A 25,896-nucleotide genomic window follows, 5' to 3' on the forward strand; every position below is an offset into this window, starting at 1 on the left:
CTCCTGTAACGCGTGGGAAATGGTAGTGACCTAGCGAAGTATACCGGCCTCCGGGCTGGTTGCCACTGACCTTTTCGGGCCACCCCAAGGCCTTTTTTCAGTTCCTTTTTCACAACCAATTCCCACTTTTTATGAACACCAATACTTTAGCAGGGGGCCGAATGGCCCGGGCGTGGCGGTATGTGCCGCTGGTACTTGCCGGTTTGGGCTTTGGGCAGAGCGCCGGAGCGCAGAGCTTTTTGCGGGCCGATGGGCAGCGCATTGTGAATGCCAGCAACCAGGAAGTAATTCTCAACGGCATGAACCTGGGCAACTGGGCCGTGCAGGAAGGCTACATGATGAAGGTGGGCTGGCCCGGGGCCACGATAAACGGCGCCACGAAGCAGACGCAGGGCGCGGTAAAAAAGAGCCTCTACAACGCGGGTATGAGCGACGCGGCCGTGGAAACCTTCTACCAGAACTACCGCGCCAATTTCATTACCCGGTCTGACATCGACTACATTGCCAGTAAGGGCTTCAACTGCATCCGGCTGCCGCTGCACTACGAGCTGTTTCTGACGCCCAGCCAGCGGGCCGTGCGCAGCAGCGTTATGCGCGGCACCGTGACGTACGACTCCTACGTGAGCCAGCTGACGGGCTGGTACAACAATAACCAGCTCTTCACGGACCCCAATAATATGGCGGCGCTGGGCATGATTGACAACGTGCTGGCCTGGGCCCAGGCCAACCAGATGTACGTGGTGCTGGACATGCACGCCGTGCCCGGTTCCCAGGGCACCGATGCCAACATTGCCGACCAGATTGTGGCCAATGACCTGTGGAACCGGCAAATCAACCAGGACGTGCTGAACCGGCTCTGGTCGTTCATTTCCAACCGCTATAAGAACGACGCGCGGGTGGCCATGTACGACCTCATCAACGAGCCCAACAACTACCCCAGCAACCAGAAGATTCATGACGTATTTCAACGCCTGATTACCACCATCCGGGGTCAGGGCGACAACCACCTGATTCTGGTGGAAGGCAACGGCTGGGGCAACGACTACAACTATATGGAGCCGTTTACCTTCCCAAACCGCTCCAACCTGGTGTACAACTCGCACCGCTACAGCGGCACGGGTTACGAGATGGACAACGGCGTGAACTCCACCGGCGGCGGAGCCAACGACCTACGCTTCATTGGCAACCTGCGCAACTTCCGCAACACCCACAACGTGCCCATCTGGGTGGGCGAAACCGGCGAAAACTCCGACACCTGGATGCGCGACGCGGCCCGCAACCTCAACTCCGTGGGTATTGGCTGGTGCCACTGGACTTATAAGCGCTTTGAGGACCGTAGCAACCCGGCCTTCATGCACATCAACCCGCCCTACGTAGTTGACGGGCCTTCGGGCCTCAATCAGGTGCTTACGAACATTCAGTGGGCCAACTGCGTGCCGAATACCACGGTGGCGGTTGTATCACCGAACCAGAACGGCCTTGTGAACTACCCCGGCGGCGGCAACTACAACGGTACCGGTGCCACGTACAGCGGCCCGGCCATCGGGCGCATCTACGAAATCAGCTCCAAGAACGGCGGCAAAGCGCTGGAAGTATCGGCTAACTCCCAGGTCAACGGTGGGCGGGTGCAGCAGTGGGGCTGGGTGGGTGCCGCCAGCCAGAAGTGGAAGCTGGTGGACGCGGGCGGCGGCTACGTGCGCATCGTGAACCTGAACAGCAACAAGAGCCTCGATATTGCCGGACCCTCTACGGCCGATGGTGCCCTGACCCACCAGTGGGACTGGCTGAGCCAGGATAGCCAGTACTGGCAGATTCTGGCCAACGGCGACGGCACGTACCGTATCATCAGCAAGTACAGCGGCAAGGCCCTGGATGTGCAGAACAACTCTACGGCCGACGGAGCAGCCGTGCAGCAATGGACCTACGGTGGGGGCGACAATCAGCGCTGGTGGTTTTCGGACCAGGGTGCGGCCCGTGCGGCACTGGCCATTGCCGGTTCCGACGACGACCTGCGCCTGCAGGTGTACCCCACCACCGCCAATGCTGAGCTGAACGTGCAATACAGTGCCCCGGCCGCCCAACGTCTGCATCTGCGTCTGCTCGACCTCACGGGCCGCCTGGTAGTAAACCAGCCCAACCGGGCCGTAACCACCGGCGACAATTCCATGAAACTGCCTGTTGCAACGCTGCGGGCGGGCCTCTATCTGCTGCAAGTGGATACGCCCGCCGGTCAGCTGACCCGCCGCGTTGTCATCAGCCACGAATAACGGTTCCGCGCCGGCCCCGGCCTCTGGCTGGGGCCGGCTTCCTGTTCTCCTTTGCCTGCATTTTCCTTATCCATCCATGAGCTTCCGTTTTATCCGCCTGCCGGGCCTGTCTGTCGTTACGCTGCTGTTACTGGCCGGCTGCGGCAAGGATACCCGGCCCGACCCCACGCCCGAACCGCCGCTGCCCCCTGCCCCAACCGGCTCCTCACAGGTACAGCGCTGGCTGACGACCACCGACCCGGCGAACCGGTTTAGCAAAAGCACCATCCCGCTGAATTTCGCGGCCACCAACGGACAGAACACGGCCATTTTCGTGGACACCACGCAAACCTACCAGACGGTGGACGGCTTCGGCTACGCGCTGACCGGCGGCAGCGCCCAGGTACTGCATCAGATGGGAGCTTCGGAGCGGGCGGCGTTGCTGCGGGAGCTCTTTGCCATCGATGGCACCAACATTGGCACCAGCTACCTACGCCTGAGCATCGGGGCCTCCGACCTGGATGCCAGCGTGTTCTCCTACGACGACCTACCCGCAGGCCAGATCGACCCCACCCTGGCCCGGTTCAGCCTGAACCCCGACCGGCAGCACCTGCTACCGGTACTCAAGGAAATTCTGGCCGTCAACCCCGATATCAAAATTCTCGGCTCGCCCTGGTCGCCGCCGACGTGGATGAAAACCAACGGTAACTCGGTGGGCGGGTCTCTGAAACCGGAATATTACGCGGCCTACGCGCAGTATTTCGTGAAATACATTCAGGAGATGAAGGCTGAGGGCGTAACCATTGACGCAGTTACGCTGCAGAACGAGCCCCTGTACGGGGGCAACAACCCCAGCATGCTCATGTCGGCGGCCGAGCAGGCCTCCTTCATCCGCGACCATGTGGGGCCAGCGTTTCGGGCGGCGGGTATCACCACCAAAATCATTGCCTACGACCACAACCTGGACCGCACCGACTACCCGCTGGAAGTTCTCCGCGACCCGCAGGCCAGCCAGTACGTGGATGGCTCAGCGTTTCATTTGTACGGCGGCAGCATCAGTGATATGACCACCGTACGCAATGCCTACCCCGCCAAAAATGTGTACTTCACGGAGCAGTGGACCGATGGCAACTCCCCGTTCAATGAGAGCTTTCGGTTTCATATGAGCAGCCTCATGATTGGGGCCCCACGCAACTGGAGCCGCAACGTCATTGCCTGGAACCTGGCCTCCGACCAGAATTTTGGTCCGCACACGCCGGGCGGGTGCAGTACCTGCATGGGGGCCGTTACCATCAGCGGGAATACCGTCACGCGCAATGCCACCTACTACACGGTGGCCCACGCGGCCAAGTTTGTGCGGCCCGGCTCGGTGCGTATCAATACTAACTCACCCACCAATCTACCGAACGTCGCCTTCAAAAACCCCGAGGGCCGAAAGGTGCTACTGGTGATGAACACGGGCGGCAGTACCCAGACCTTCGACATTACGTACCGGGGCAAGGCGGCCACTACCTCCCTGGAGGCCGGAGCCGCCGGCACCTACGTGTGGTAAATTTTCAGCTAACAGCCCGCCGCTGTCCGTGACGTTTTGAATAGTACAAATCCCATGCAAAAAGCTTTTTTCACCGCCCTGCTGGCCGCCGGTCTTGGCACCGCTGCTCTGGCCCAGAACAAGCCGGCCTCTTCTTCCAAAACCTATTCCGCCGCCGGCCGGCAGGTGCAGGTGTACACCACGGCCAGCGGCACCCAGCAGCGCCTCGCCGCCGGCGAGAAACTTTCCTTCCAGCAAGTGGGGCAGCCTCTGGAAACCCAGCCCACGGTATTCGTGGACCCCACCCACACCTTCCAGACGATGGTGGGCATTGGCGGGGCCCTCACCGATGCCTCGGCCGAAACCTTTGCCAAGCTGCCCAAAGCGCAGCAGCAGGAATTTCTGCGGGCGTATTACAGCCCTACCCAGGGCATCGGCTACACGCTGGCGCGCACCAACATTGCCAGCTGCGACTTCAGCAGCGACACCTACGCCTACGTGCAGGACGGCGACAAGGAGTTGAAGACGTTTTCGGTGAAGCACGACGAGCAGTACCGGATTCCGTTTATCAAGCAGGCCATTCAGGCCGCCGGCGGCAAACTGCCGCTGTACGTGAGCCCCTGGAGCCCCCCGGCCTGGATGAAGGACAACAACAGCCTCGTGCAGGGCGGCAAGCTCAAGCCCGAGTACCGCCAGGCCTGGGCCAACCACTTCGTGAAGTTTATTCAGACCTACGAGAAGCTGGGCATGCCGGTGTGGGGCCTCACAGTGCAGAACGAACCCATGGCCAAGCAGCGCTGGGAGTCCTGCATTTTCACGGCCGAAGAGGAGCGCGACTTCGTGAAGAACTACCTGGGCCCCACCCTTAAAAAGGGCGGAATGGCCGACAAGAAGCTCATCGGCTGGGACCATAACCGCGACCTGATGTTTCAGCGCGCCGCCACCCTGTTCGACGACCCCGAGGCCAGCCAATACTACTGGGGCCTGGGCTACCACTGGTACGAAACCTGGACGGGCTCGGGCATGCAGTTCGACAACCTGCGCCGCGTGCACGAAACCTACCCCCAGAAAAACCTGGTGTTCACGGAGGGCTGCGTGGAGAAGTTCGACCTCGGCAACGTGCAGGATTGGAAGCTGGGCGAAAAGTACGGCAACTCCATCATCAACGACCTAAACGCCGGCACCGTGGCCTGGACCGACTGGAACGTGCTGCTGGACGAAACCGGCGGCCCCAACCACGCCAGCAACTTCTGCTACGCCCCCGTTATTGCCGATACCAAGGCCGGCAAGCTCATTTACACCAACATATACTACTACATCGGCCACTTCTCCAAGTTCATCCGGCCCGGGGCCAAGCGCGTGGCCGTTACCGCCTCGCGCGATGCGCTGCAGGCCACCGCTTTCCTGAATACCGATGGCAAAGTAGCCGTGGTGGTAATGAACAGCACTGAGAAAGAACAGCCCTTCCAGCTCTGGATTAAAGGCCAGGCCGCCCAGACCACCAGCCCGTCCCATTCCATCCTGACGCTGGTGGTGAACTAAGGCCGCCAGCTTCTGTAGCTGATGGATTCATCGAACGTCATGCTGAGCGCAGCCGAAGCATCTCTCCCTGTGCCTAATTTTTGATTAGCAATACGGTAGAGATGCTTCGGCTGCGCTCAGCATGACGTTCTAGTGTTCACCCATTTTTTTTCCATCCCATGCTTCTCTTCCGCCTTCTGCTGTTGCTGATGCTGCTCTGGCAACTGCCGGCCCCGGCCCAGACGCCCGCCAAGGGCCGCGTGGTTGTCACCTACCTGGACTCCAAGCTACTGCGCGGCAACCCCGGCGGCGAGAACCCGCGGCGGCGGGTGAGCGTGTACCTGCCGGCCGGCTACGATTCTGACAAAGCCAAGCGGTACCCGGTATTATACTACCTGCACGGCTTCACCTGGAACGACAGCCTCATTTTCCACGCCGATGGCATGGCCGCGCTGCTAGATGAAGCCATTGCCGCCGGCCAGATCCGGCCCCTGCTGGTGGTGGTACCCAACGAGCAGACGCAGTTTCAGGGCAGCTTCTACGCCAACTCGGCCACCAACGGCCCCTGGGCCGATTTCACGGCTCGGGAACTGGTGAGCTTCATCGATAAGCAGTACCGCACGCTGGCTCGCCCGGCCAGTCGGGGCCTGGCCGGGCACAGCATGGGCGGCAACGGCACCTTGCGACTGTCCATGCTGTTCCCCGGCACCTACGCGGCAGCCTACGCCCTCAGCCCCGCTTTTGCCGCTCCCCACCCCGAGTGGATGGCCGCCCGCCCCAGCCAAACGCTGGCTAGCCGTGCCACCACGCCAGCGGCGCTACGCCAGGATTTCAACGCCGTGCGGCTGGTAGCCTGCGCCCGGGCCTTCTCGCCTACGCCCGGTAAAGGTGCGTTCGGGGCCGCCCTGCCCTACGCCTTCGGCCCTGACAGCCTCCGCCACCGCGACGCCGTGCTGGCCCAGTGGGGTGCGGCCTCACCGCTGAATTTGCTACCAGCCCACCTGGTCAGTCTGCACCAGCTGCGCGGCCTAGCTTTCGACTGGGGCGAGCAGGACCAGTTCCGGCACATTCCCGAAACCTGCCGCACCCTGGACACTCAACTCTCGGCCTACGGTATTCCGCACGCCGCCGAAAGCTACGAGGGCAACCACGGCAACCGTATTATGGGCCGCGAAGGCCGTTTCTACCAGAAGCTGCTGCCGTTCTTCAACCAGCGCCTGCAGTTTGAGTAGCGCGCCCACGTGTCATTCTGAGTAGCGTGAGGAATGTGATTTATCCTTCTGGATGCAAACCCGGCTTCCTCGCTTCGCTCAGAAGCCGAACAAACAAGAAGCGCGACGCCTGGCAGGCGTCGCGCTTCTTGTTTGTTCGGCTTCCGGAAAATCAGTCCGCTCCCCTAACTAGCTTTCTGGTTCCCGGAAGCCCCCGCGCATTCGTCCCACACGAAGCGCAGGTTGCCTGTACTTATTGCGCGGCCAGCTTGAAAGCGGCCATCTGCACGTCGCGGGAGTTGCCGCCCACCATCACCTGAAAGTCGCCGGGCTCGGCCACAAACTGCAGGTCGGCATTGTAAAACTTCAGGTCTTCTGGGGTGAGACGGAAGCTCACGGTACGACTTTCACCTTTCTTCAGCATAATTTTCTGGAAGCCTTTCAGCTCCTGCACCGGCCGCGAGATGGAGCCGACCATATCCCGGGTGTAGAGCTGCACTACTTCCTCACCGTCGAAGTTGCCGGTGTTGCGCACGGTTACTTTCACCTCCAGTGTGCCGTTCATGGCCAGCGTGTTGGTGCTCAGCTCGGGCTTGCCGTACTCGAAGGTGGTGTAGCTCAGCCCGTAGCCGAAGGGGTACAACGGGTCGTTGGGCAAATCCAGGTAGCGCGACTTGTACCAGTCGGGGGTGCCGTTGGTGTAGGGGCGGCCGGTGTTTTTGTGATTATAGTACAGCGGCACCTGGCCCACGTGCTGCGGGAAGGTAGCCGTGAGCTTGCCCGCCGGGTTGTAGTTACCGAACAGCACATCGGCAATGGCGTTGCCGGCCTGGGAGCCTGCAAACCAGGTTTCCAGCATGGCATCGGCGTTTTTATCTTCCCAGGGCAGCGTGAGGGGGCGGCCATTCATCAGTACCAGCACCAGCGGCTTCCCGGTCTTCTTCAGAGCCTTCAGTAGTTCCAGCTGCTGGCCGGGCAGGCCAATATCGGCGCGGCTGGCAGCCTCCCCGGTCATGCCCTGACTTTCGCCCACGGCGGCCACAATCACGTCGGCCTGCTGGGCCACCTGCACCGCTTCCCGAATCAGTTCCTCGGCACTGCGCTGGTCCACGTTCAGCTCGCCGCCGTGCTCGTTCAGGCGGGTAATCATCTGCTGATCATCGGTGAAGTTGGCGCCCTGGGCCGTCACAATCTTCACCCCGCTGCCGGCCACGTTGCGCATGCCCTGCTCCAATGATACTGCCTGCTTCCAGTCGCCGGCGGCGCTCCAGGAACCAATCATGTCGCGCTGACGGGTGGCCAGCGGGCCGATGAGGGCCACGGTGCCCTGCTTTTTCAGGGGCAGGGTGTTGTTGTTGTTTTTGAGCAGCACCATGCTTTTGCGGGCAATAACGCGGGCATCGTCCACAAACTCCTTTTTCATCATCGTGGCCTTGGCCCGCTCCTCGTTGGTGTAGCGGTAGGGGTCCTCAAACAAACCCAGCTTCCATTTGGCTTCCAGGATGCGGCGGCAGGCCTGGTCAATCTGGGCCTGGGTGACGGTGCCGTCCTTCAGGTTCTGCGCCAGGTTTTTGAGGAACACCTCCCCCACCATGTCCTGGTCGATGCCGGCGTTCAGGGCCAGGGCCGAGGTCTGCCGGTCGTCGCCCATGCCGTGGTTGGTCATTTCGTTGATGGCCGTGTAGTCAGTAGCCACAAAGCCGGTGAAGCCCCACTGCTTGCGCAGCAGATCGGTCATCAGCCACTTATTGGCGGTAGCGGGCACGCCATTGATGTCATTGAACGACGACATGAAGGAGCCGGTCCCGGCGTCGAGGGCAGCTTTGTAGGGCGGCAGGTACTCGTTGTACATGCGCACCAGGCTCATATCGGTGGTGTTGTAGTCGCGCCCGGCTTCGGCGGCCCCGTACAGGGCAAAGTGCTTCACGCAAGCCATCACCGTGTTGTTCTTCTTCAGGTCGTCGCCCTGGTAGCCGCGCACCATCACGCGGGCAATCTGGGAGCCCAGATATGGGTCCTCTCCCGAGCCTTCCGAAATCCGGCCCCAGCGCGGGTCGCGGGCAATGTCCACCATGGGCGAGTACACCCAGTTGATGCCGTCGGCGGAGGCTTCCTCGGCGGCAATGCGGGCACTACGCTCCATGGCCGGCAAATCCCAGCTGCTGGCCAGGCCCAGGGCAATGGGGAAAATGGTGCGGTGGCCGTGGATGACGTCGTAGCCGAAGATGAGCGGAATGTGCAGGCGGGTTTGCTTCACGGCCATTTCCTGCAGTTTGCGGGCGGCCTGGGGCGTGAAGGTGTTGAGCACTGCCCCCACCGAGCCGCGCTTGATGCTGGCGTCCACGTCCTTGCTCACCACGGGGCCTGTCACGTCGAAGCCCACGGCCAGCAGGTTCAGCTGCCCGATTTTCTCCTCCAGCGTCATCTTCTGCAGCAGGTCATCAATGAACCTGGTCATTTTGGGGTCGTCGGCCGCGGGGCGGGTTGTGGCAGCCGGGGCCGACTGCTGGGCCTGAAGCTGAGGCGTAAGCAGCCCCAGCGACATAAGCAGGGCGGTACGAAAAGCGTGTTTCATGTGGGAACGAACAGGGTGGATAAATCGGGCGAAAAGGGAGGCCGGCAGGGGCGCGGGTGCAGGGTGCAGCCAGCAGTGCGGGCCGGGCAGCGGCGGACGGGGCCGGGGGCTGTGGAAGCCGGAAAAACATCGGCTGATATACAATACTAGTACATCCGCCGCATCCGTAAAAGCTGGCTCCGGCTGCCCGTTGAGCCTGACCTAGCCGCCTGCCCGTCCGCAATCAGCTCCCCGGCTTAGTACGTGTTACGTAAGTGTTGCCCCCTGCCGACACCACGCCAAGCACAACCGTGCATCACGTGCGTAATTTTCTGTTTTTCAGAAAATTATTAACCCCACCGCTACTCTTGACCCACGCGCTGCGTGTGATGTAACGGGCCGCTCGTGTAACCGGGCTATTTTGTGGTTACGGGAGGATATTTTTTTAGCGCGGCAATGGCTCCCGGAAGCGCGGGCATACCTTTGCCGGCTCATCATCTTTGCCGGCGGTGCCCGATTCTCCTACCCAGCTTTTGTTTATCTGCAGCCAGAACCGGTGGCGCAGCCTCACGGCCGAGCGGCTGTTCGAACACCATCCTACCATTACGGCCCGCTCGGCCGGCACCGAGCCGGGAGCCCGGGTGCGCGTTACGGCCGGCCACCTGGGCTGGGCCGATACGGTGGTGGTAATGGAGCGCAAGCACGCCGACTACCTCCGCCAGAAATTTCCCGAGGCCCTGGCTGGCAAGCGGCTTATCATTCTGCGTATTCCGGATAAGTTTCAGTTCATGGACCACATACTGCAGGACTTGCTGCGGGAGCGGCTCCGGGAGCATCTGGGGCTGCAGTGGTAGCCAGCGGCAACCCCGCTCCTGTCCGGCCCGTTGAGGCACACCATGCAGTACATCCTTTTCGCCGCTCTGGTAGCGGTGGTCGCCTTTTTCTTTTACCGCTACCTCACCCGCGACGCCCGCTTGAAGCAAAATGCCTTACGGGCTGAGTTTCCAGCCGAGTGGCGCCAGACGCTGCAGCAGCGGGTGGCTTTCTACCTTTCTTTGTCGGATACTGACAAACAGCGATTTGAGCGGCGGCTGCAGATATTCCTGGCTCAGACTCGCATCACCGGCATCCAGACCGATATTGACGACACGACGCGGGTGCTGGTGGCAGCCTCAGCGGTAATTCCCGTGTTCGGCTTTCCTGATTGGGAGTATGCCAACCTGAGTGAAGTGCTGGTAGTGCCCGATGCCTGGACGCTGAAACGAGACCCGAACAAGGAGTTTGTGGGGCTGGAAGGTACGCTGCTGGGCTCCGTGCAGGGGTTCCAGACTTCACACTACATGCGGCTCTCCAAATCCTCCCTTGAACAGGGCTTTCAGGATTCAATGGACCGGCAGAACGTGGGCATCCACGAGTTTGCACACCTGTTGGACGAAGCCGACGGCGTGATTGACGGCGTGCCCGGTCTGGCCCTGCCCGCCGCCCTGCGCCCCGAGTGGGAAGCCGTGGTGCAGCGCGAAATTGCCGCCATCAGGGCCGGCAACTCCGAAATCAACGACTACGCCGGCACCAACGAGGCCGAGTTTTTTGCCGTGGTAACGGAGTATTTCTTCGAGAAGCCCGAGAAGCTGCAGGAGCATCACCCCGAGCTGTACGGCCTGCTGCTGCTGGCTTTCCGTCAGAACCCCAAAAGCCGCTTTCTGCGCTGGGCTACCGACCCGCGCCAGTGGCTGAAAGAGTTGCGTAGCCGCCAGAAATTCGGGCGCAACTCGCCCTGCCCCTGCGGCAGCGGTAAGAAGTATAAAGAGTGTCACCAGCTGCAGGAATCTGCCGCCGCGTAGCATATTGTAGCCTGTTCTACTTGTCATCCTGAGCGCAGCCAAGGACCTTATACCGTCAGAACAATTTGTTCCATTGGTATAAAGTCCTTGGCTGCGCTCAAGCCAACAGATAGTAAACTGGAGTTGTCGCTGAACTACTCTGGCAACCTCAACATGCGAGATACTTCGGCTCTGCATGATGAGCTAAATGGTAGCAAATAGCTTGACTGTACGCACTGCTTATCCGGGTTTGCGGCTTGTTGTTGATGGGTCACGTATTTTAGCGTTCTATCACACTCCGCTCTGCCCTATGAAACGCTACCTTCTGCCTACCCTCACGGCCGCCGTACTAGCCTCCTGCGCCCCTACGGCCAAAACGCCCACGGCTACAGTGCCCGCCACTACCCAGCCGGAACCAGCCACCCAGCCCGCCGCCCCGTCGTGGTCGGAACAGGCTGATGCTTTTTTGAAGGAATACTCGGCTGAATATGTGCGCCTGTACACGCAGTCATCGGAGGCGGAATGGCGCTCCAACACCCACATTGTGGCCGGCGACACAGCCAACTCCGGCGCTACGGCCCGGGCCAACGAGCGGATGGCCGCCTTCACCGGCTCCACCCGCAACATTGAGCGCCTGCGCGAGCTGCTGGACCACAAAGATCAGTTTTCCGAAATTCAGGTAAAGCAGCTGCAGACGGCCCTCTACAACGCCGCCAACTCGCCCCAGACCATTGCCGACGTGGTGAATCGCCGCATCAAGGCCGAAACCCAGCAGACGGAGAAGCTTTACGGCTTCGACTATAAGTACCAGGGCAAATCAGTCACTACCAACAACTTGGACGAACTGCTGCGCAAGGAGAACAACCCGCTGAAGCGCCAGCAGATCTGGGAAGCCAGCAAGGCTATCGGCCCCACCCTCAAGGACGGGCTGCTGAACCTGCGTGATTTGCGCAACCAGACGGTCCAGGCCCTGGGCTACCCCGACTACTTCAGCTACCAGGCCTCCGACTACGGCCTGAGCCGGGAGGAAATGATGACGCTGGTGCGCAAAATCAACGAGGAGCTGCGCCCCTTGTACCGGGAGCTGCACACCTACGCCCGCTACGAGCTGGCCAAGAAATACGGCGTGAAGCAGGTGCCCGACTACCTGCCCGCCTCCTGGCTGCCTAACCGCTGGGGCCAGGACTGGAGCGCCATGGTGGACGTGAAGGGCCTCAACATTGACCCCGTGCTGGCCAAGAAAGGCCCCGAGTGGCAGGTGCAGCAGGCCGAGCGGTTCTACCAGAGCCTGGGCTTCCCGGCATTACCCGGCTCGTTCTACGAGAAATCCAGCCTGTATCCGCTGCCCAAGGGCGCAACTTACAAGAAGAACAACCACGCCTCGGCCTGGCACATGGACCTGAACCAGGACGTACGCAGCCTAATGAGCGTGGAAGGCAACACTGAGTGGTACGAAACCACCCACCACGAGCTGGGCCACATCTACTACTACCTCACCTACACCAACCCCGAGGTGCCGCCCTTGCTGCGCGGCGGGGCCAACCGCGCCTACCACGAGGCCATGGGTTCCCTCATGGGCCTGGCCGCCACCCAGAAACCCTTCCTGGCCGGCCTGGGTCTGGTGGACGCCAAAGCCAAAACCGACCAGACGCAGACCCTGCTGAAGGAAGCCCTGAACTACGCCGTATTCATCCCGTTTGCCTCGGGGGTAATGAGCGAGTGGGAGAACAGCTTCTACGCTGATAAGCTGCCCGCCGACCAGCTCAACGCCCGCTGGTGGGCACTGGCCAAGCAGTACCAGGGCATTGTGCCCCTCACCACCCGCGGCGAGCAGTACCTCGACCCGGCCACCAAAACCCACATCAACGACGACCCCGCGCAGTACTATGACTACGCCCTGTCGTACGTCATCTTGTTCCAGCTGCACGACCACATCAGCAAGCAGATCCTGAAGCAGGACCCGCACGCCACCAACTACTACGGCAACAAGGAAGTCGGCACGTTCCTGGCCGACATCATGCGGCCCGGGGCCAGCAAGGACTGGCGCACCGTGCTGAAGGAAAAAACCGGCGAAGACCTCTCAGCCCGCGCCATGGTAGAATACTTCCAGCCCCTGATGGCCTACCTGAAACAGCAGAACAAAGGCCGCAAGTACACGATGTAAAACACGAAGCCCGATGCCTGCCCCGGCATCGGGCTTTTATTATTTCTTCCAGATGAAGCATACTACCTGGCTGTTTACTGTGCTCCTGCTGTCGTGCCTGAGCCTAACAGTAACCCGGGAAACGCACGCCCAAGCGCAGGCCGCCCCACTCAGCATCGGCCAGACGTTTACCATTGACTCCAAAGCCCTGGGCGAAACGCGGCGCATCAACGTGTATCTACCGGCCGGCTACGCGGAATCGACCAAAACGCGGGTGCCGGTGCTGTACATGCCGGATGGCGGAATGGCCGAGGACTTTCTGCATGTGGCGGGGCTGGTGCAGGTGTCGGTGGGCAATGCTACCATGCGGCCCTTCCTGCTGGTAGGCATCGAAAACACGGAGCGCCGCCGCGACATGACCGGCCCCACCACCAACGAGAAGGACAAGAAAATAGCCCCACGGGTGGGCGGCTCGGCCGCTTTTCGTCGGTTTATCCGCACGGAGCTGATGCCCGAAATCAAGCGGCGGTACCGCACCACCGAGGAAACCGCCGTGGTAGGCGAGTCACTGGCCGGGCTGTTTGTGGTGGAAACTCTGCTGCTGGAGCCGGACCTGTTTACCACCTACCTGGCCTTCGACCCCAGCCTGTGGTGGAACAAGCAGCAACTGGTTCAGCAGGCTCCCAACTTTCTGGCTACGTACAAAGGTCCGCCTAAAACCCTGTTCATCGCCACCAGCAACGAGCCGGGAATCGTGACCGATGCCGGTAGCTTTGTAAAGGCCTTACAGGCGGCCAGCAACCCGGCTATTCAGTGGCAGTATGAACCTATGCCCCAGGAAACGCATGGCACCATTTACCATCCGGCGGCGCTACGGGCATTTCGGCAGGTATTCCGGCCGGCGGCAGTTTCATCGGGGAAATGAATAATGGCTTTACGCGTGGGCCGATGGAATTTCTTTCATGCGGCGGTCCAGCACTTTACCCACACCGGCCAGGCGGCGCAACACCAAATCCTGAATCTCGTCATCGTCGAGGTTGATACCGTTGTTGCGGGTGCTGAGGTAGCGGGTCAGGGCCGCGTTATCGTCCAGCGTAGCGGTGAGTTCCTGCTGGGCCGCTTCCCACGCATCGGTCATATCCACGTTCAGGTACTGAAAACGCAGCTCGATGGTGCGGCTCACCAGGTTGGCCAGTTGGGTTAATACGTCCTCTTCGGCGGCCGACAGCGTCCGGAATTCCCGCCCGATAACGGCCATCATACCAATTCGCTCCCCATCCGGCATCCGCAGTGCCGAGCCCGCATAAAAACCCAGGCCCAGCGCCTGAGCCACATCAGGCTTGATGAGCTGACAGCTTTCGGCTTTATAGTCGGAGGTGATGATGGGCAAATCCAACAGAATGGCGGCTGAGCACATGCTTTCCGTGCGGGGCAAGCCCGGCACTCCCTCCGCCCCTGTTAAGGCTTTAAAATGCACGTACTCCTCATCGACCAGTGAAATCAGCGCAATGGGCGTATTAAAGAGTTGTGCTGCCCAGGCCACGTACTCATCGAATATCTGCTCAGGGGTAGTGTTGGCAACCTGGTAAAGATGCAGTGTCCGGAGCCGGCTCGCCTCATTTGCCGGAATCAGGGAGGCGGGAAAAGATATACTCATGAAAAACAGCCAACTGAATGTAGATTGTTACTCTACTATTCAGCTGGCTTTAAAGTTTGCGACAAACCGGGAAAAACCGGTATTTAATCAAGATTTAATAGTTGGCTTCGCTGCCGGGCAAGTCTATCAGAATGAACTGCGCATCGGCAGATGCCTGGATTTCCAATACGTGCTCATCGGTGGAGCGGATCTGGTCGTTGGGCCCGATGTCCACTCCGTTCACGTATACCTTGCCTTCCTTCACGTACAGAAAAGTATTGCGGATTGGAAACGTCTTAAACGACACCGTTTTGCCCTCCCGCAGGTTGCACCAGTACACGGTGCTGTTGGAGTTCATGTACACCACATCCTCCAGCACCCGCTGCCCGGAAACCAGGGGCACCAACTCGTTTTTAGTGTCCAGAAAGCTTACATCCTTCTGCTCATAACTAGGTGCCAGCCCTTTTTGGTTGGGCAGAAACCACAGCTGATATAAGTGCACCGGCTTGTCCGTTTCATTCTTTTCGGAATGCGCCAGGCCCGTGCCCGCCGTCATGCGCTGCACCTCGCCCTTCGTGATAGAGCGGCGGTTACCCATGGTGTCTTCGTGAGTCAGCTCTCCTTCCAGCACCAGCGTTACTATTTCCATTTCGGAGTGCGGGTGTTGCGGAAAGCCGGCATTGCCCTGCACCGTATCATCATTGAATACCCGCAACGGCCCGAAATGCACGTTCTGAGAGTCGTAGTAGTCGGCAAAGCTGAACAGGAAATAGCTATTGAGCCAGGCCACGGGCGCAGCATGATGACGGTCGGTGGCAGGAATGAGCTTAAGCATCGGGAGTCGGGTTGATGGAATACCCCGCTGTACGCAAGCAATGCATCTGCGGTTGATAGTGGCCACGCAACCGGAGCAGTGCCAGCGCACTAATGGGCCACAAAAAAAGCCTCCATGGTGGGAGGCTTTTTTGCAACTGGCGAGCAGTAACAGCTCGTGCTTAGACTTTTTTCATGGTGCTGACCTGCTGCTGCAAATCCAGCACGATGCTGGCCAGACGGTTGAGCGAAAGGTCGGCAATGGGGAAAGTGCTGCTGATATAGGCCTTGGCCTCCCAGATTTCCACCACGTCCTCCACTTCAATCTCATACGGAGAGTACAGCGTATTGTCGGAGTGGAGCGTGAGGCGAGCGGCATCCTTCAGGCGGTTGAACACGCGCTTGAACACGATGCCCTCTTTGCCCGACACCACAATGCAGGGAGTCCCGTCCTTGATGCTCAGCCAGTCATCCACGTAGCGGCCCACAATGACGGTGCCGCTGGCAATGGGCAGCATCGAGTCGCCGGCAATTTCGAAGGCGCGGTAAGTGCCGGTGTTGCCCAGCATGGGCAGCCGGAACTTGGGCAGCTCCTCCAAATACTCGGGGTCGGCGTAGCCGTTGAGGTAGCCGGCGGCGGCTTTCTGAGGCACCAGTTCAATGTTTTCGTTCTGGTCCCGGTCTACGGTCAGGGCCAGAATGCGTAGGCCGTTGCTCCGATTACCCTGCTCGGCCGCGGCCTGAGCCGTTTGCGCCTGCAGCTGTGCAGCGGCTTTGGCGTTCTTTTTCTTGGTAAAGTCGGTGGTTACCAGGGCATCCAGGGTAATACCGAATAGGCGGGCCATATTTACCAGCGTGGTTAGCTTGGGCTCGGCCCGGCCTTCTTCGTACGCGCCCACCAGGGAGCGTTTGATGCCAAGTTTTTCGGCCATCTGGGCCTGCGTGAGGCTCAGCTCGCGCCGCCAGAATTTGAGGTTGGTGTTAATCATAACGCAGGGGAGCCGGGGAATAGGGCTGCGACGGCAAGCAAGTACCGGCTCACGAAGATACAAACCCGTTTACGCGAATACTAATTCAATTAGCTGAAATTTTTACTAAAATTTTGGGGACTAGAGCTTTGTTTCCGGCTCAGCTACCGAATTCGCCCACCACTCGTCCCCGCTCCAGTAGCCGCTCCAACCCAGTCGGGCGTACTCCGGGTTGAACTCAAGCAGGCGCTGGCCCAGTGCAAAGCGCCGAAAAACCTGGGTTCCATACAGGAGAACGTCCTCCACAAACACGACCCGCGTGGTGTGCCCCGTGGTGTATTCCGTCCAGACGCATTCAAACTTCTCGTTGCCCCCTCTGGCTCCTTCCGAGAAGCGCACCGACTGCGGCACGTACCGCCCGTTGCGGCACTGCGCCAGGTCAATATCGACCAAGCCAACTAGGTACCCGTTGCCTGCCTGCCTGCCGGGGCTGGGCCCAGCAGCCCCCCCCCCGAATAGTATAGGTAGCTACCGTTTCGTATCCCGGCGGCGGCGGAAATGCCCCCAGAATTCTACCCTCAGTTGGCTCACTTACCTGATACGCCGTGAGGTCGGGCTCGCTCGGCCGGCGGGAAGCAAGGCGCCGCATCCGATTGAGTACTATCTGCCCGGCTATTGGCTGAATGTTTTCCTGGTAACGGGTTTTTCCCTTCACCGTCCACACGTTCAGGCAGCCCGGCACGGGTTGCAGATGCTCGAATAGTACTTCAATCCGGCGGTTTTCGGGGCCAAAGAACCCCTGCATGGCCATATTATGAAAGTCCGGGTCGTCCAGGCTCTCAACATAGTCGCGGAGGGGATGCCGGGCCAGAAAGTGTCGTAGCGGAGCGGTAGAGCCTGTGTCGGGTACCGGCAAGGAAAGATTACCAGGGCTGAACTGAGTTACCTGCACAGGCGCGGAGTTTACCTCAGAAATGCTGGCGGAGCTGCAGGCTCCCAGTCCCAGGCTTAACAGGATACCCCAGTCGGCTCTCATAATCCGGCGCTGGTATCGGTAGGGGCGCCCACACCAATGCTGGCTGATGCTGGTTTGCGGGCCGGTACTTTCACCGGCTCAGCCCACCACTCGTCGTTTTCCCAGTAAGAGTCCCAGCCCAGCTTGGCGTATTTGGGATTGATGACCACGTCCCGCTCCCCCACCTCAAACTCCTCCAGCACATGCTCGGCGAAACCACCCACGTTTTCCACCAGAATAAACGGTTTGGTATGGGCGGTTCGGTAGCTGGTCCACTCGCCGTCGAACAGCAGGGCGGCCCCACGCGCACCGTCGGTTTGGCGCAGTGAGACTGATTGTAGCCCGTGCTGGTCGGTCACGGCCACGTCCAGCACGGCCTGTCCGGTAAACTGGCCTCCCCCATCGGTGGCGGGCTCCTGCCACGCAAACCGCCCCGTAAGCGTGTAGTAGCGCTCGGCCCGGGGCGCGCCGGGCAGACGCACGATGGTTACCATGCGCATGGCTTCCTGCTCGGCTTCGTAGGCCAGCTCGGCCTTGTTGAGTGCCGGCTGGGGCCGGATGCCAGTCAGCTCAATGGTGCCCTGCAGCTCCCGGATGCGGCCTTTGAACCGACTCCGACCCGCCACCAGCAGGCGGCGCGGCTGGGCGGCGTCGGGCCGCACCCGCAGGAACACTACCTCAATGCGGTGCCGCTCGGGGCCGAAGAAGCCGTTGTATGGAATAGTTTCCTGCTCACTGCGCACCGACTGCAGCAGCGGAGCTACGGCGTACTGCCGCAGAAACCGGGTCAGCGCGGAATCGGGCAGAGCAGCCGGGGTGGGCGGCGGTACGGGCAGCGTAGCCTGGTAGCGGGAAGGTGGCGGCGGTGGCGATGGTGAGGCGGCCGCCGACCGGGCCGCAGTGGGCTGCTTGGGCTGACAGCTACCCAGCCAACCCAGTAGGGCTAGAACCAGAATCGGGCGCATCGGTCTACAAAGAAGTGCTGATGACTGTTGCCGTATCTTCCTCCGACATGGTTTCGGCTTCCTTGGCGGTTACCTGGCCGGGCTCGGCCCACCATTCTTCGTTTTGCCAGTAGGTATCCCAGCCCAACTTGGCGTATTTGGGGTTGAAATCGATGTCCCGCTCGCCAATGATGAAGTCGCGAAAAATGTCCTGCTGGTAATCAAAAATATTCTGCACCCACAGTACCGGCTTCTGCTGTCTGGATTCCGCGTTCATCCACGTTCCTTTGAACAGTACATAGCCGCCACGGGTATTCTGCTTGATGTTCCGGCTGAATGGCTTCAGGTTGCCCCGCTCATCAACTGAGAAGTCTATCAGCACTTCCCCATTGAATACCCCGGCTCCTTTGTAGCTGGCATCTTCCCGAAGAGTAAAAGTACCCAGGGAGGAATACGCATTTACGGCGTTAATATCGGCCAGATACCTCTTGCCATCCTTGGCGGAAAAGTCTTTCGGGGCTTTTTTCAACGGGGCCTGCCCGCCCAGCTGGGTAAAGCGCAGCTCACCTTAGAAGGGCGTAATGGCCTTTTTGAATCGGTTTTTACCCTTCACGAAGTAATGCGCGGGGTCAGCCGGGTCGCGGCGCACGTCCAGCAGGGCAAACTCGATGCGGTAGTGGTCAGCGCCGTAGAAGCCGTTCATGACCTCCGAGTCGTCGGGCTCCTTGGCAATCAGGCTGCTCAAATCGTACTCCGCAAAAAACTGCCGTTCTTCTGCCGACAATGCCGGGGCGGCTACCGGGGCAGCAACGGCGGCTTCTGGTTCAACAGCTACGATGCTGGATACAGCCGCCGGCGCAGAAGCAGTACTGGCTGGTTTCTGCTGGCACCCGGCCAATAGGGTCAATAACAGGGCGAAGTAGTAGGTGGAGCGCATCGGCAACGGCTGATAACTATTGAGGAAGAATTATTCGAAGAAATATACAGCTTAACCTATACCCTCCGCAACCATTGCCGGCTGCCGATGCACTTTTGGAACTGCCGCTGGCCCGAAGGCCCGCAGATACCAGCGGCCCAGTCCGGCCTGCACCAGCACTTCGGCCAGCAGCAGGTTGCCCACCCAGGAAAGCCACACGACGGTAAGGTAAGTTTCGATGGGCCGGGTCTGGAAGAAGTAGTGAAGGCCGTAGCTTTCCAGCCGCAGGCTCATGGCAGCCAGCGTGACGGCGTAGGCGCGCAGCATCCACTCGCTGTGCAGCAGCCAGCGCCGCTGCCGGGCCGTGCGATACGCCTGCCACGTTACCAGCCACCACACCACGCACTGCAGCGTAAAGCCCACCTTAGCCGGCAGCCCGCCGTTGGCGTACAGGGCCAGCACCAGGCCCGAGGGAGCCGCCAGGGCCAGAATACTTGCCACGTACACCTGCCCCAGCCGCCGGTGCAGGCGCGGCCAGCGGCGGTACACGGCCGGCACCAGCTGCAGCAATCCAAGTACCAGCACCCACCAGCTACTGGTGATGTGCACGTAAAACCCCACCCGAAACCACGGATTGTCGTTGGTGGCTTCTGACTTGGTGGTCAGAAACAGAATCCCCTTCTCGAAGCCCAGGTACGGCAGCACCATCGTCAGCATCCTCAGGCTGAAGGCAGCCACGGCCAGAAATGCCAGCAGCTGCCCGGCGCGTTTAAGAAGCGGATACGTAGGCATCAGGCAATTACATTCAGACTATAATCAAACTACCACTATCCACTGATTAACAAATAGTCACTTACTCACCGCGCAGCCGCTTAAAATACAGCAGGGCCAGGCGGAGGCGGAAGTAGTCGTACTGCTCGCGCAGGTGGTCGAACAGGTCGCGGAGCATGGGGCTGCCGCCGAGCTGGGCCTGAGCGGTCTGGATTTCGGCCAGCTCCTGGGGCTTCAGGAATTCTTCCAGGCGCAGGTCCAGGCCCTTGGCGTAGCCGGTGGTCAGGTGGGTTTGCACCGTGGATACGGCCAGGTCGCGGCGCTCGGCAATGGCTTCCACGCTCAGGCCCATGCGGTGCAGCTGAAAGGTGGTTTCCATGGTGCTGTTCACATCACCGGCCACTTCTGCTGGCGCAGCCTTGGCGGCCCGCTTGCGCGGGGCGCGGGCCGGCGCCGCGGCGTCGAAGCCTAGGTCCAGTGGCACATCGTCTTCGTCCAGGTCGGCCAGGGCGGCGGGGTTGCCGCCGTGGGCCAGCACCTCCCGGATGAAGGCCTCGCCGTAGTTCTCGAACTTCTTCATGCCCACCCCGGAGATGCCCAGCATGGCTACCCGGCTCACCGGCCGCTCAGCCGCCATTTCCTGCAGCGTAGAGTCGGTGAAGATAACGTAGGGCGGCACGCCCTGCTCGTCGGCAATGCGCTTGCGCAGGGCGCGCAGGGCTTCGAACAGCGCCGCTTCGGGGGAAGTGGCGGCGGCTTTGGCGGCGGCGGCTTTGCGGCCCCTGGGGGCTTTTTCAGCCTTTTCAGCAGGCTGAAATTTCTTCATGGATACCGGACGCTGGCCCTGCAGCACTTCCCGTCCCAGATCCGTCATTTTCAGCGCGTAGCCTTCCTCGTAGGCAATGTACAGGAGGCCGTCGTTGAGCATCTGGTGCACATAGCTGTACCAATCGAGGTAGGGCAGGTCGCGGCCCGCGCCGTAGGTTTTGATCTGATCGAGGCCCTGGCTGAGCACGGCCTGGTTGCGCATGCCCCGCAGCACGTCAATCAGCAGGGTCAGGCTCATTCGCTCCCGCCCGCGCACTACCGCTGAAAGGGCCTTCTGGGCCAGCTCGGTACCATCGAAGGTGGTGGGCGGGTTGCGGCAGATGTCGCAGTTGCCGCAGTCCTGGGGCAGGGTTTCGCCGAAGTAGTTGAGCAGGATTTTGCGGCGGCAGCCGGCGGCCTCGGCAAACTGCTGCATACGCTCCAGCTTGGTGAGGTTGAGCTGGGTGAGGTTGGGGTTTTCCTTGGTGAGCATGTCGCGCAGGCTCATCACGTCGGCGAAGCTGTAGAACAGCACGGCCGTGCCCGGGGCCCCGTCGCGGCCGGCCCGCCCGATTTCCTGGTAGTAGCCCTCGATGTTCTTGGGCAGGTTGTAGTGAATCACCCAGCGCACGTTGCTCTTGTCGATGCCCATGCCAAAGGCAATGGTAGCCACAATCACCTGCAGATCGTCTTTCAGAAACCCTTCCTGCACGCTGGCGCGCTGGTTGGGCGTCATGCCGGCGTGGTAGAAGCCGGCCTTCACACCCTTGGCCTGGATTTTCTGGGCCAGGGTTTCGCACTGCTTGCGCGAGAGGCAGTAAATGATGCCCGACTCGCCCTGGTGGCGCTCCAGAAACTCCAAGATGCCGCCCACGCGGTCCTGGCCCGGGCGCACAATCAGGTTGAGATTGGGGCGGTCAAATGAGGAAAGGAACACCCGCGGATTGTTCAGGCGCAGCTGCGTCTGGATGTCGCGCTGGGTGAGGCGGTCGGCGGTGGCAGTGAGGGCAATGATGGGCACCTGCGGAAACTGCTCGCGCAGCACCCGTAGCTGGGTGTACTCGGGCCGGAAATCGTGGCCCCAGCTGGAAATACAGTGGGCCTCGTCAATGGCAAACATGCTGATGCGCATGCGCTTGAGAAACGTCAGAAAACCCTCCGACAGCAGCTTCTCAGGGCTTACGTACAGCAGCTTGAGGTAGCCATTGAGGCAGTCGGCGGCAATGTTGTTCTGCTCGCTCTGGCCCACGCTGCTGTTGATGTAGGCGGCCGAAATGCCGTTGGCTTTCAGGGCTTCCACTTGGTCCTTCATCAGGGCAATGAGCGGCGACACCACCACGCACACGCCCTCCTGCACCACGGCCGGTACCTGAAAGCACACCGATTTGCCCCCGCCCGTGGGCATCAGCACCACCGTATCCTGCCCGCTTAGCACGTTGCTGATGATGTCTTCCTGCATGGGCCGGAAGGAATCGTAGCCGTAGTACTGCTTGAGGACTTTACGGGCTGATTCGAGCGTGGGAGCGAGTGGTTCGGCGGCAAATAACATGGGGTAAAGATACGGCTAAAGCGGGCGGGGTGAAAGCAGGAAGTTAACCCGACCCGGGCGAAAATGGTGCACCCTACCGGCCCGAATCGTACACGCCCGCCGCCCCGGCCGGCTGCGTACAACCACGCATCATCCTTTCCTTCATCCCCTTTCCGCCATGACCAACTCCCCCGCCTCCGCCACTCAGAACCAGGCCCTGCTCGACGCGCTCAACCGTTGCGTGGCCGCCTGTGAGCACTGCGCCACCGCCTGCCTGGGCGAAGAGCACATCAAGCACATGACCGACTGCATCCGCCTCGACCGGGACTGCGCCGACATTTGCGCCCTGGTCGCCCGCCTCGTGGCCCGCGGCTCCGAGCACGCCAAGCACCTCATCAAAGAGTGCATTGAGGTGTGCACGAAATGCGCCAACGAGTGCGCCAAGCACAACCACCCCCACTGCCAGCAGTGCGCCGCCGCCTGCCGCGCCTGCGCCGAAGCCTGCCGGGAGTACGCGGGGTAGAAAAGTAGCCTTACAGAGACAACGCTGGCTTACGCGGTTCTGCCCACCACTCTTCGTTGTACCACATATCATCCCAACCCCTATTCCGGTACTTCGGATTGACCATTGCTCCCCGGTCACCAACACCGAAATTGGCCAGAAAGCCATCCGCAATAGTAAAAACGTCTCGCGCAACGGTAAAGCGTTTGTTTGGACCTGGCAGTTCGTTCTGCCAGGTCCCTTTTAGTAACAGGCCGCTACCCCGGCTAGGTGCCTCCTCATCTGTCATTCCTGCTAACGGCGACGTAATGCAGCCTACGTGGCGCTCCTGGGTAATGTAAAAATCCAGGGCTGCGGTGCCGTTTATGCGGCGGATGGGTTGCCGGGTGCGATGTAACTGCAGCTGGGCGTAGGCGCTGTACGCTTTGGTAGTCAGCGTATCAACGGTGGAATCACTCTGGAACATCAATCTGCCCGGATCATAATAATCAAACATACTCGTCATAGTAAGCGTCCCGGTCAGCTCATCAACAAGCTTTTTGTAGCGGCTTTTAGCTCGCACATGAAACACATCGGGTCGTAGACTGTCACGTCGGACCTGGGTGAATACGAGGGAGAATCGGTAATTATCAGCGCCATAAAAGCCTTCTAACACTGCTGGCTCTTGTGAAATGCCCTCACTCCCCCAACCAAACCACAACGTCGATAAATCAACTTCCTGTAGCATTTGTAACGCAGCAGCTGGCAGCGCGCTTTGTGTGCTATCCCGCTGGATGTTTTGGGATGTTTTATTGGTCGAAACAGGAGCTTCAACTGGCGCCACAGCCACTTTTTTTTCAGGCTGTTGCTGCTGACAACAGACACAGGCTACAGCCACAACTAATAGATATACTCGTTGATACATTGTACAAGGGCTTCGAGAATGGAGTTATTGAAGAGTCCTGAGAACATCATGCTTTAGTGCGCTCTGCATGACGTTCTCAGGACTAAACTGATGGCTAAAACCGCTTCAATACAAACGTCTACTTCATCAGCTCCAGCACCACGGCCGTTTTGGCGGGGAGCTGCAGCGTTTTCAGATCGGAAATGGTTTCGCCGGTGAGGACGTTACGGGCTTTGGTGAAGCCGGTCATGCGCTCGGCGAAGCGGGCGGTGGGCAGGCTGGCGGCTTTGTCGGTCGTGTTGGAGGCTACCATCACGGTGCCGGCGTCGGCGTAGCGGAAGTACACGTACTGGCCGTTTTCGGGCAGATACTGCATCAGCTGGCCGGAGCTGAGCACCGGGTGCGTTTTGCGGTAGTTGGCCAGGGTGCTCACGAAGCGGAAGGCGTCGTTTTCGGCCTCGGTGCGGCCGGCGGCGGTGAACTTGTTCTGCTGGTCGCCGGGGAAGCCGCCGGGGAAGTCGCGGCGCACTTCAGCATCGGAAGGGTCCTTGAAGTTTTTCATCAGGATTTCCGTGCCGTAGTACATGCTCGGGATGCCGCGGGTGGTCAGCAGCCAGGTCAGGCCCATCTTATACTTGGCCACGTCCTCGCCTACTTCCGAGAGGAAGCGGTTGTGGTCGTGGTTGTCTATGAAGGTGACGAGCTTGGTGGGGTCTTGGTACACGGCGTCCTGGGCCAAGGCCTGGTACACGCGCTGGGCGCCGTTGTCCCAGCCGGTGGCACCGGGCGTGCCCACTTCCTTCAGGCCGGCCAGCATGGCGTTTTCCAGTACGAAATCGAGGCCGCCGGGCTGGTTGGACTTGAAGGGGAAGTCAATCTTGTTGCGCACGTAGTAGGCCTGATCCACCACGTTGTTCACCGACGACTCCCCGAAAATGTGGATTTTGGGGTACTCCTGCAACAGCGCCGCGTTGCAGCGGTTCATGAAGGGCTGGTCGTTGTACATGTAGGTGTCGATGCGCCAGGCATCCACCCCGAAGTTCTCCACCGTCCAGAGCGCGTGCTGGATGAGGAAGTTGGCCACGTACGGGTTCTGCTGGTTGAGGTCGGGCAGGAAGGGTACAAACCAGCCGTCGAGGGTCACGCGCTTGTCAATCTGGGCGGCGTGGGGGTCGGTGATGGGCTGCTGGCGGTAGCTGGTGTTGGTGTACGTGGGCCACTGGTGCAGCCAGCTTTTCATGGGCAGGTCCTGGATAAACCAGTGGTTGTTGCCGATGTGGTTGTACACGGCATCCTGCACCACTTTCAGGCCCATGCCGTGGGCTTTCTGCACGAAGGCCTTGTAGGCCGCGTTGCCGCCCAGGCGCTTGTCCACGGTGTAGTGGTCGGTGAAGCCGTAGCCGTGGTAGGCCGAGCGTTTCGCCCCGCCCTCGTCAGTGAGGCCCTGGTTGTTTTCGATGACGGGCGTAAACCACACGGCCGTTACGCCTAACTCCTTGAGGTAATCGAGGTGCTGCGCGGCGCCCTGTAGGTCGCCGCCGTGGCGCAGGAAGGGCTGGGCGCGGTCGGAACTGGGGTCAGCCATGTCGGCAAACTTGTCGTTCGAGGGGTCACCGTTGGCAAACCGGTCGGGCATGGCCAGGTAGATGAAGTCGGCCTGCGTGACGCCCTGAGCTTTCACGGCGTTGTCGCGGGCCTTCAGCTCCCAGTTCTGGGTTACGGTTTTCGCGCCCTTCTTGCCCACCAGCGCCACCTGCCCGGGTTTAGCCGTGGGCGCAATGATGAGGTCGAGGAAAGCGTAGTTGGGGTTCTCGACGGTGTTGGTTTTCACCAGCTTCACGCCGGGGTAGTTCACGGTGTAGGTGAGCGTGCCGGCCTGGGGGCCGTACACCAGCACCTGCACGGTATTGTGCTTCATGCCCACCCACCAGTTGGTAGGGTTCAGGCGGGTGATGGACTGGGCCGCGGCACCCAGCGGCAGCAAAGAAGCCGCCAGCAGCAGCGTATAGAGCGTCTTTTTCATCTTCTGGGGAAATTGGGGACCGGAAGATACGGGGCAGTATACTAAAGAACGTCATTCCGAGCTT

At 60.5% G+C, this 25,896-nt stretch carries 22 protein-coding genes; 9 read left to right on the forward strand and 13 right to left on the reverse strand.

The genetic code is table 11. The features are described from left to right. Nucleotides 1-131 precede the first annotated feature (131 nt). The 4 genes from EI291_RS19580 (at nucleotide 132) to EI291_RS19595 (ending at nucleotide 6,530) form a co-directional block, all read left to right on the forward strand. A complete protein-coding gene (locus EI291_RS19580; protein WP_125423979.1) occupies nucleotides 132-2,267 on the forward strand; it encodes an RICIN domain-containing protein in 2,136 nt (711 codons plus the stop codon). A 76-nt stretch (nucleotides 2,268-2,343) separates the two neighbouring features. Beyond that, nucleotides 2,344-3,798: a glycoside hydrolase family 30 protein gene (locus EI291_RS19585; protein ID WP_125423980.1), complete on the forward strand. Its 1,455-nt coding sequence runs from the start codon at nucleotides 2,344-2,346 to the stop codon at nucleotides 3,796-3,798. A 54-nt stretch (nucleotides 3,799-3,852) separates the two neighbouring features. After that, complete coding sequence (locus tag EI291_RS19590) at nucleotides 3,853-5,319, forward strand: glycoside hydrolase family 30 protein (protein ID WP_125423981.1); 1,467 nt, start codon at nucleotides 3,853-3,855, stop codon at nucleotides 5,317-5,319. Between the two features lie 158 nt (nucleotides 5,320-5,477). Continuing rightward, entirely contained in the window at nucleotides 5,478-6,530 is a 1,053-nt protein-coding gene (locus tag EI291_RS19595; RefSeq protein WP_125423982.1) for an alpha/beta hydrolase, read from the forward strand. Nucleotides 6,531-6,762: 232 nt separating this feature from the next. Here EI291_RS19595 and bglX read toward each other — a convergent pair whose 3' ends face one another. Beyond that, on the reverse strand, nucleotides 6,763-9,084 hold the full coding sequence (gene bglX, locus EI291_RS19600) for a beta-glucosidase BglX (protein ID WP_125423983.1): 2,322 nt from the start codon (nucleotides 9,082-9,084) through the stop codon (nucleotides 6,763-6,765). A 488-nt stretch (nucleotides 9,085-9,572) separates the two neighbouring features. On the opposite strand from bglX, the gene EI291_RS19605 reads away from it, so the two are divergent. The 4 genes from EI291_RS19605 (at nucleotide 9,573) to EI291_RS19620 (ending at nucleotide 13,951) form a co-directional block, all read left to right on the forward strand. Beyond that, nucleotides 9,573-9,917 (forward strand): low molecular weight protein tyrosine phosphatase family protein, encoded by a 345-nt coding sequence (locus EI291_RS19605; RefSeq protein WP_205701637.1) that lies wholly within the window; start codon nucleotides 9,573-9,575, stop codon nucleotides 9,915-9,917. Between the two features lie 42 nt (nucleotides 9,918-9,959). Next, a complete protein-coding gene (locus tag EI291_RS19610) occupies nucleotides 9,960-10,904 on the forward strand; it encodes a M90 family metallopeptidase (protein WP_125423985.1) in 945 nt (314 codons plus the stop codon). 289 nt (nucleotides 10,905-11,193) lie between these two features. Continuing rightward, nucleotides 11,194-13,047 (forward strand): M2 family metallopeptidase, encoded by a 1,854-nt coding sequence (locus EI291_RS19615; RefSeq protein ID WP_125423986.1) that lies wholly within the window; start codon nucleotides 11,194-11,196, stop codon nucleotides 13,045-13,047. Between the two features lie 52 nt (nucleotides 13,048-13,099). Beyond that, nucleotides 13,100-13,951 (forward strand): alpha/beta hydrolase, encoded by an 852-nt coding sequence (locus EI291_RS19620; RefSeq protein ID WP_125423987.1) that lies wholly within the window; start codon nucleotides 13,100-13,102, stop codon nucleotides 13,949-13,951. A 9-nt stretch (nucleotides 13,952-13,960) separates the two neighbouring features. On the opposite strand, the gene EI291_RS19625 is transcribed toward EI291_RS19620, so the two are convergent. The 10 genes from EI291_RS19625 to recQ form a co-directional block, all read right to left on the reverse strand. After that, nucleotides 13,961-14,683, reverse strand: coding sequence for a GAF domain-containing protein (locus EI291_RS19625; protein ID WP_125423988.1), 723 nt, complete (start codon nucleotides 14,681-14,683; stop codon nucleotides 13,961-13,963). A gap of 94 nt (nucleotides 14,684-14,777) precedes the next feature. Next, the gene (locus EI291_RS19630) at nucleotides 14,778-15,497 is read right to left on the reverse strand and encodes a pirin family protein (protein ID WP_125423989.1); all 720 of its coding nucleotides are present in this window, start codon (nucleotides 15,495-15,497) and stop codon (nucleotides 14,778-14,780) included. A 160-nt stretch (nucleotides 15,498-15,657) separates the two neighbouring features. Continuing rightward, nucleotides 15,658-16,464 carry a LexA family transcriptional regulator gene (locus tag EI291_RS19635; protein WP_125423990.1) on the reverse strand — a complete coding sequence of 269 codons (807 nt, stop codon included), beginning with the start codon at nucleotides 16,462-16,464 and terminating at the stop codon, nucleotides 15,658-15,660. Nucleotides 16,465-16,584: 120 nt separating this feature from the next. Then, entirely contained in the window at nucleotides 16,585-16,896 is a 312-nt protein-coding gene (locus tag EI291_RS19640; RefSeq protein ID WP_125423991.1) for a hypothetical protein, read from the reverse strand. Continuing rightward, the gene (locus EI291_RS19645; protein ID WP_125423992.1) at nucleotides 16,883-17,479 is read right to left on the reverse strand and encodes a hypothetical protein; all 597 of its coding nucleotides are present in this window, start codon (nucleotides 17,477-17,479) and stop codon (nucleotides 16,883-16,885) included. Before EI291_RS19645 ends, EI291_RS19640 begins: the two co-directional genes overlap by 14 nt. Then, a complete protein-coding gene (locus EI291_RS19650) occupies nucleotides 17,476-18,423 on the reverse strand; it encodes a hypothetical protein (protein ID WP_125423993.1) in 948 nt (315 codons plus the stop codon). Before EI291_RS19650 ends, EI291_RS19645 begins: the two co-directional genes overlap by 4 nt. Before the next feature lie 4 nt (nucleotides 18,424-18,427). After that, nucleotides 18,428-18,931 carry a hypothetical protein gene (locus EI291_RS19655; protein WP_125423994.1) on the reverse strand — a complete coding sequence of 168 codons (504 nt, stop codon included), beginning with the start codon at nucleotides 18,929-18,931 and terminating at the stop codon, nucleotides 18,428-18,430. Nucleotides 18,932-18,970: 39 nt separating this feature from the next. Then, nucleotides 18,971-19,339, reverse strand: a complete 369-nt coding sequence (locus tag EI291_RS19660) for a hypothetical protein (RefSeq protein WP_125423995.1) — start codon at nucleotides 19,337-19,339, stop codon at nucleotides 18,971-18,973. A 51-nt stretch (nucleotides 19,340-19,390) separates the two neighbouring features. Further along, nucleotides 19,391-20,110: a DUF2306 domain-containing protein gene (locus EI291_RS19665; protein ID WP_125423996.1), complete on the reverse strand. Its 720-nt coding sequence runs from the start codon at nucleotides 20,108-20,110 to the stop codon at nucleotides 19,391-19,393. Between the two features lie 61 nt (nucleotides 20,111-20,171). Beyond that, nucleotides 20,172-22,445, reverse strand: coding sequence for a DNA helicase RecQ (recQ, locus tag EI291_RS19670; protein WP_125423997.1), 2,274 nt, complete (start codon nucleotides 22,443-22,445; stop codon nucleotides 20,172-20,174). Between the two features lie 157 nt (nucleotides 22,446-22,602). On the opposite strand from recQ, the gene EI291_RS19675 reads away from it, so the two are divergent. Continuing rightward, nucleotides 22,603-22,947, forward strand: coding sequence for a four-helix bundle copper-binding protein (locus EI291_RS19675; protein WP_125423998.1), 345 nt, complete (start codon nucleotides 22,603-22,605; stop codon nucleotides 22,945-22,947). Between the two features lie 10 nt (nucleotides 22,948-22,957). On the opposite strand, the gene EI291_RS19680 is transcribed toward EI291_RS19675, so the two are convergent. After that, nucleotides 22,958-23,830 (reverse strand): hypothetical protein, encoded by an 873-nt coding sequence (locus EI291_RS19680; RefSeq protein ID WP_125423999.1) that lies wholly within the window; start codon nucleotides 23,828-23,830, stop codon nucleotides 22,958-22,960. A 118-nt stretch (nucleotides 23,831-23,948) separates the two neighbouring features. Further along, nucleotides 23,949-25,832 (reverse strand): glycoside hydrolase family 13 protein, encoded by a 1,884-nt coding sequence (locus EI291_RS19685; protein WP_125424000.1) that lies wholly within the window; start codon nucleotides 25,830-25,832, stop codon nucleotides 23,949-23,951. Between the last annotated feature and the right edge of the window lie 64 nt (nucleotides 25,833-25,896).

The sequence above is a fragment of the Hymenobacter rigui genome, from assembly GCF_003944715.1.
Lineage (GTDB): Bacteria > Bacteroidota > Bacteroidia > Cytophagales > Hymenobacteraceae > Hymenobacter > Hymenobacter rigui.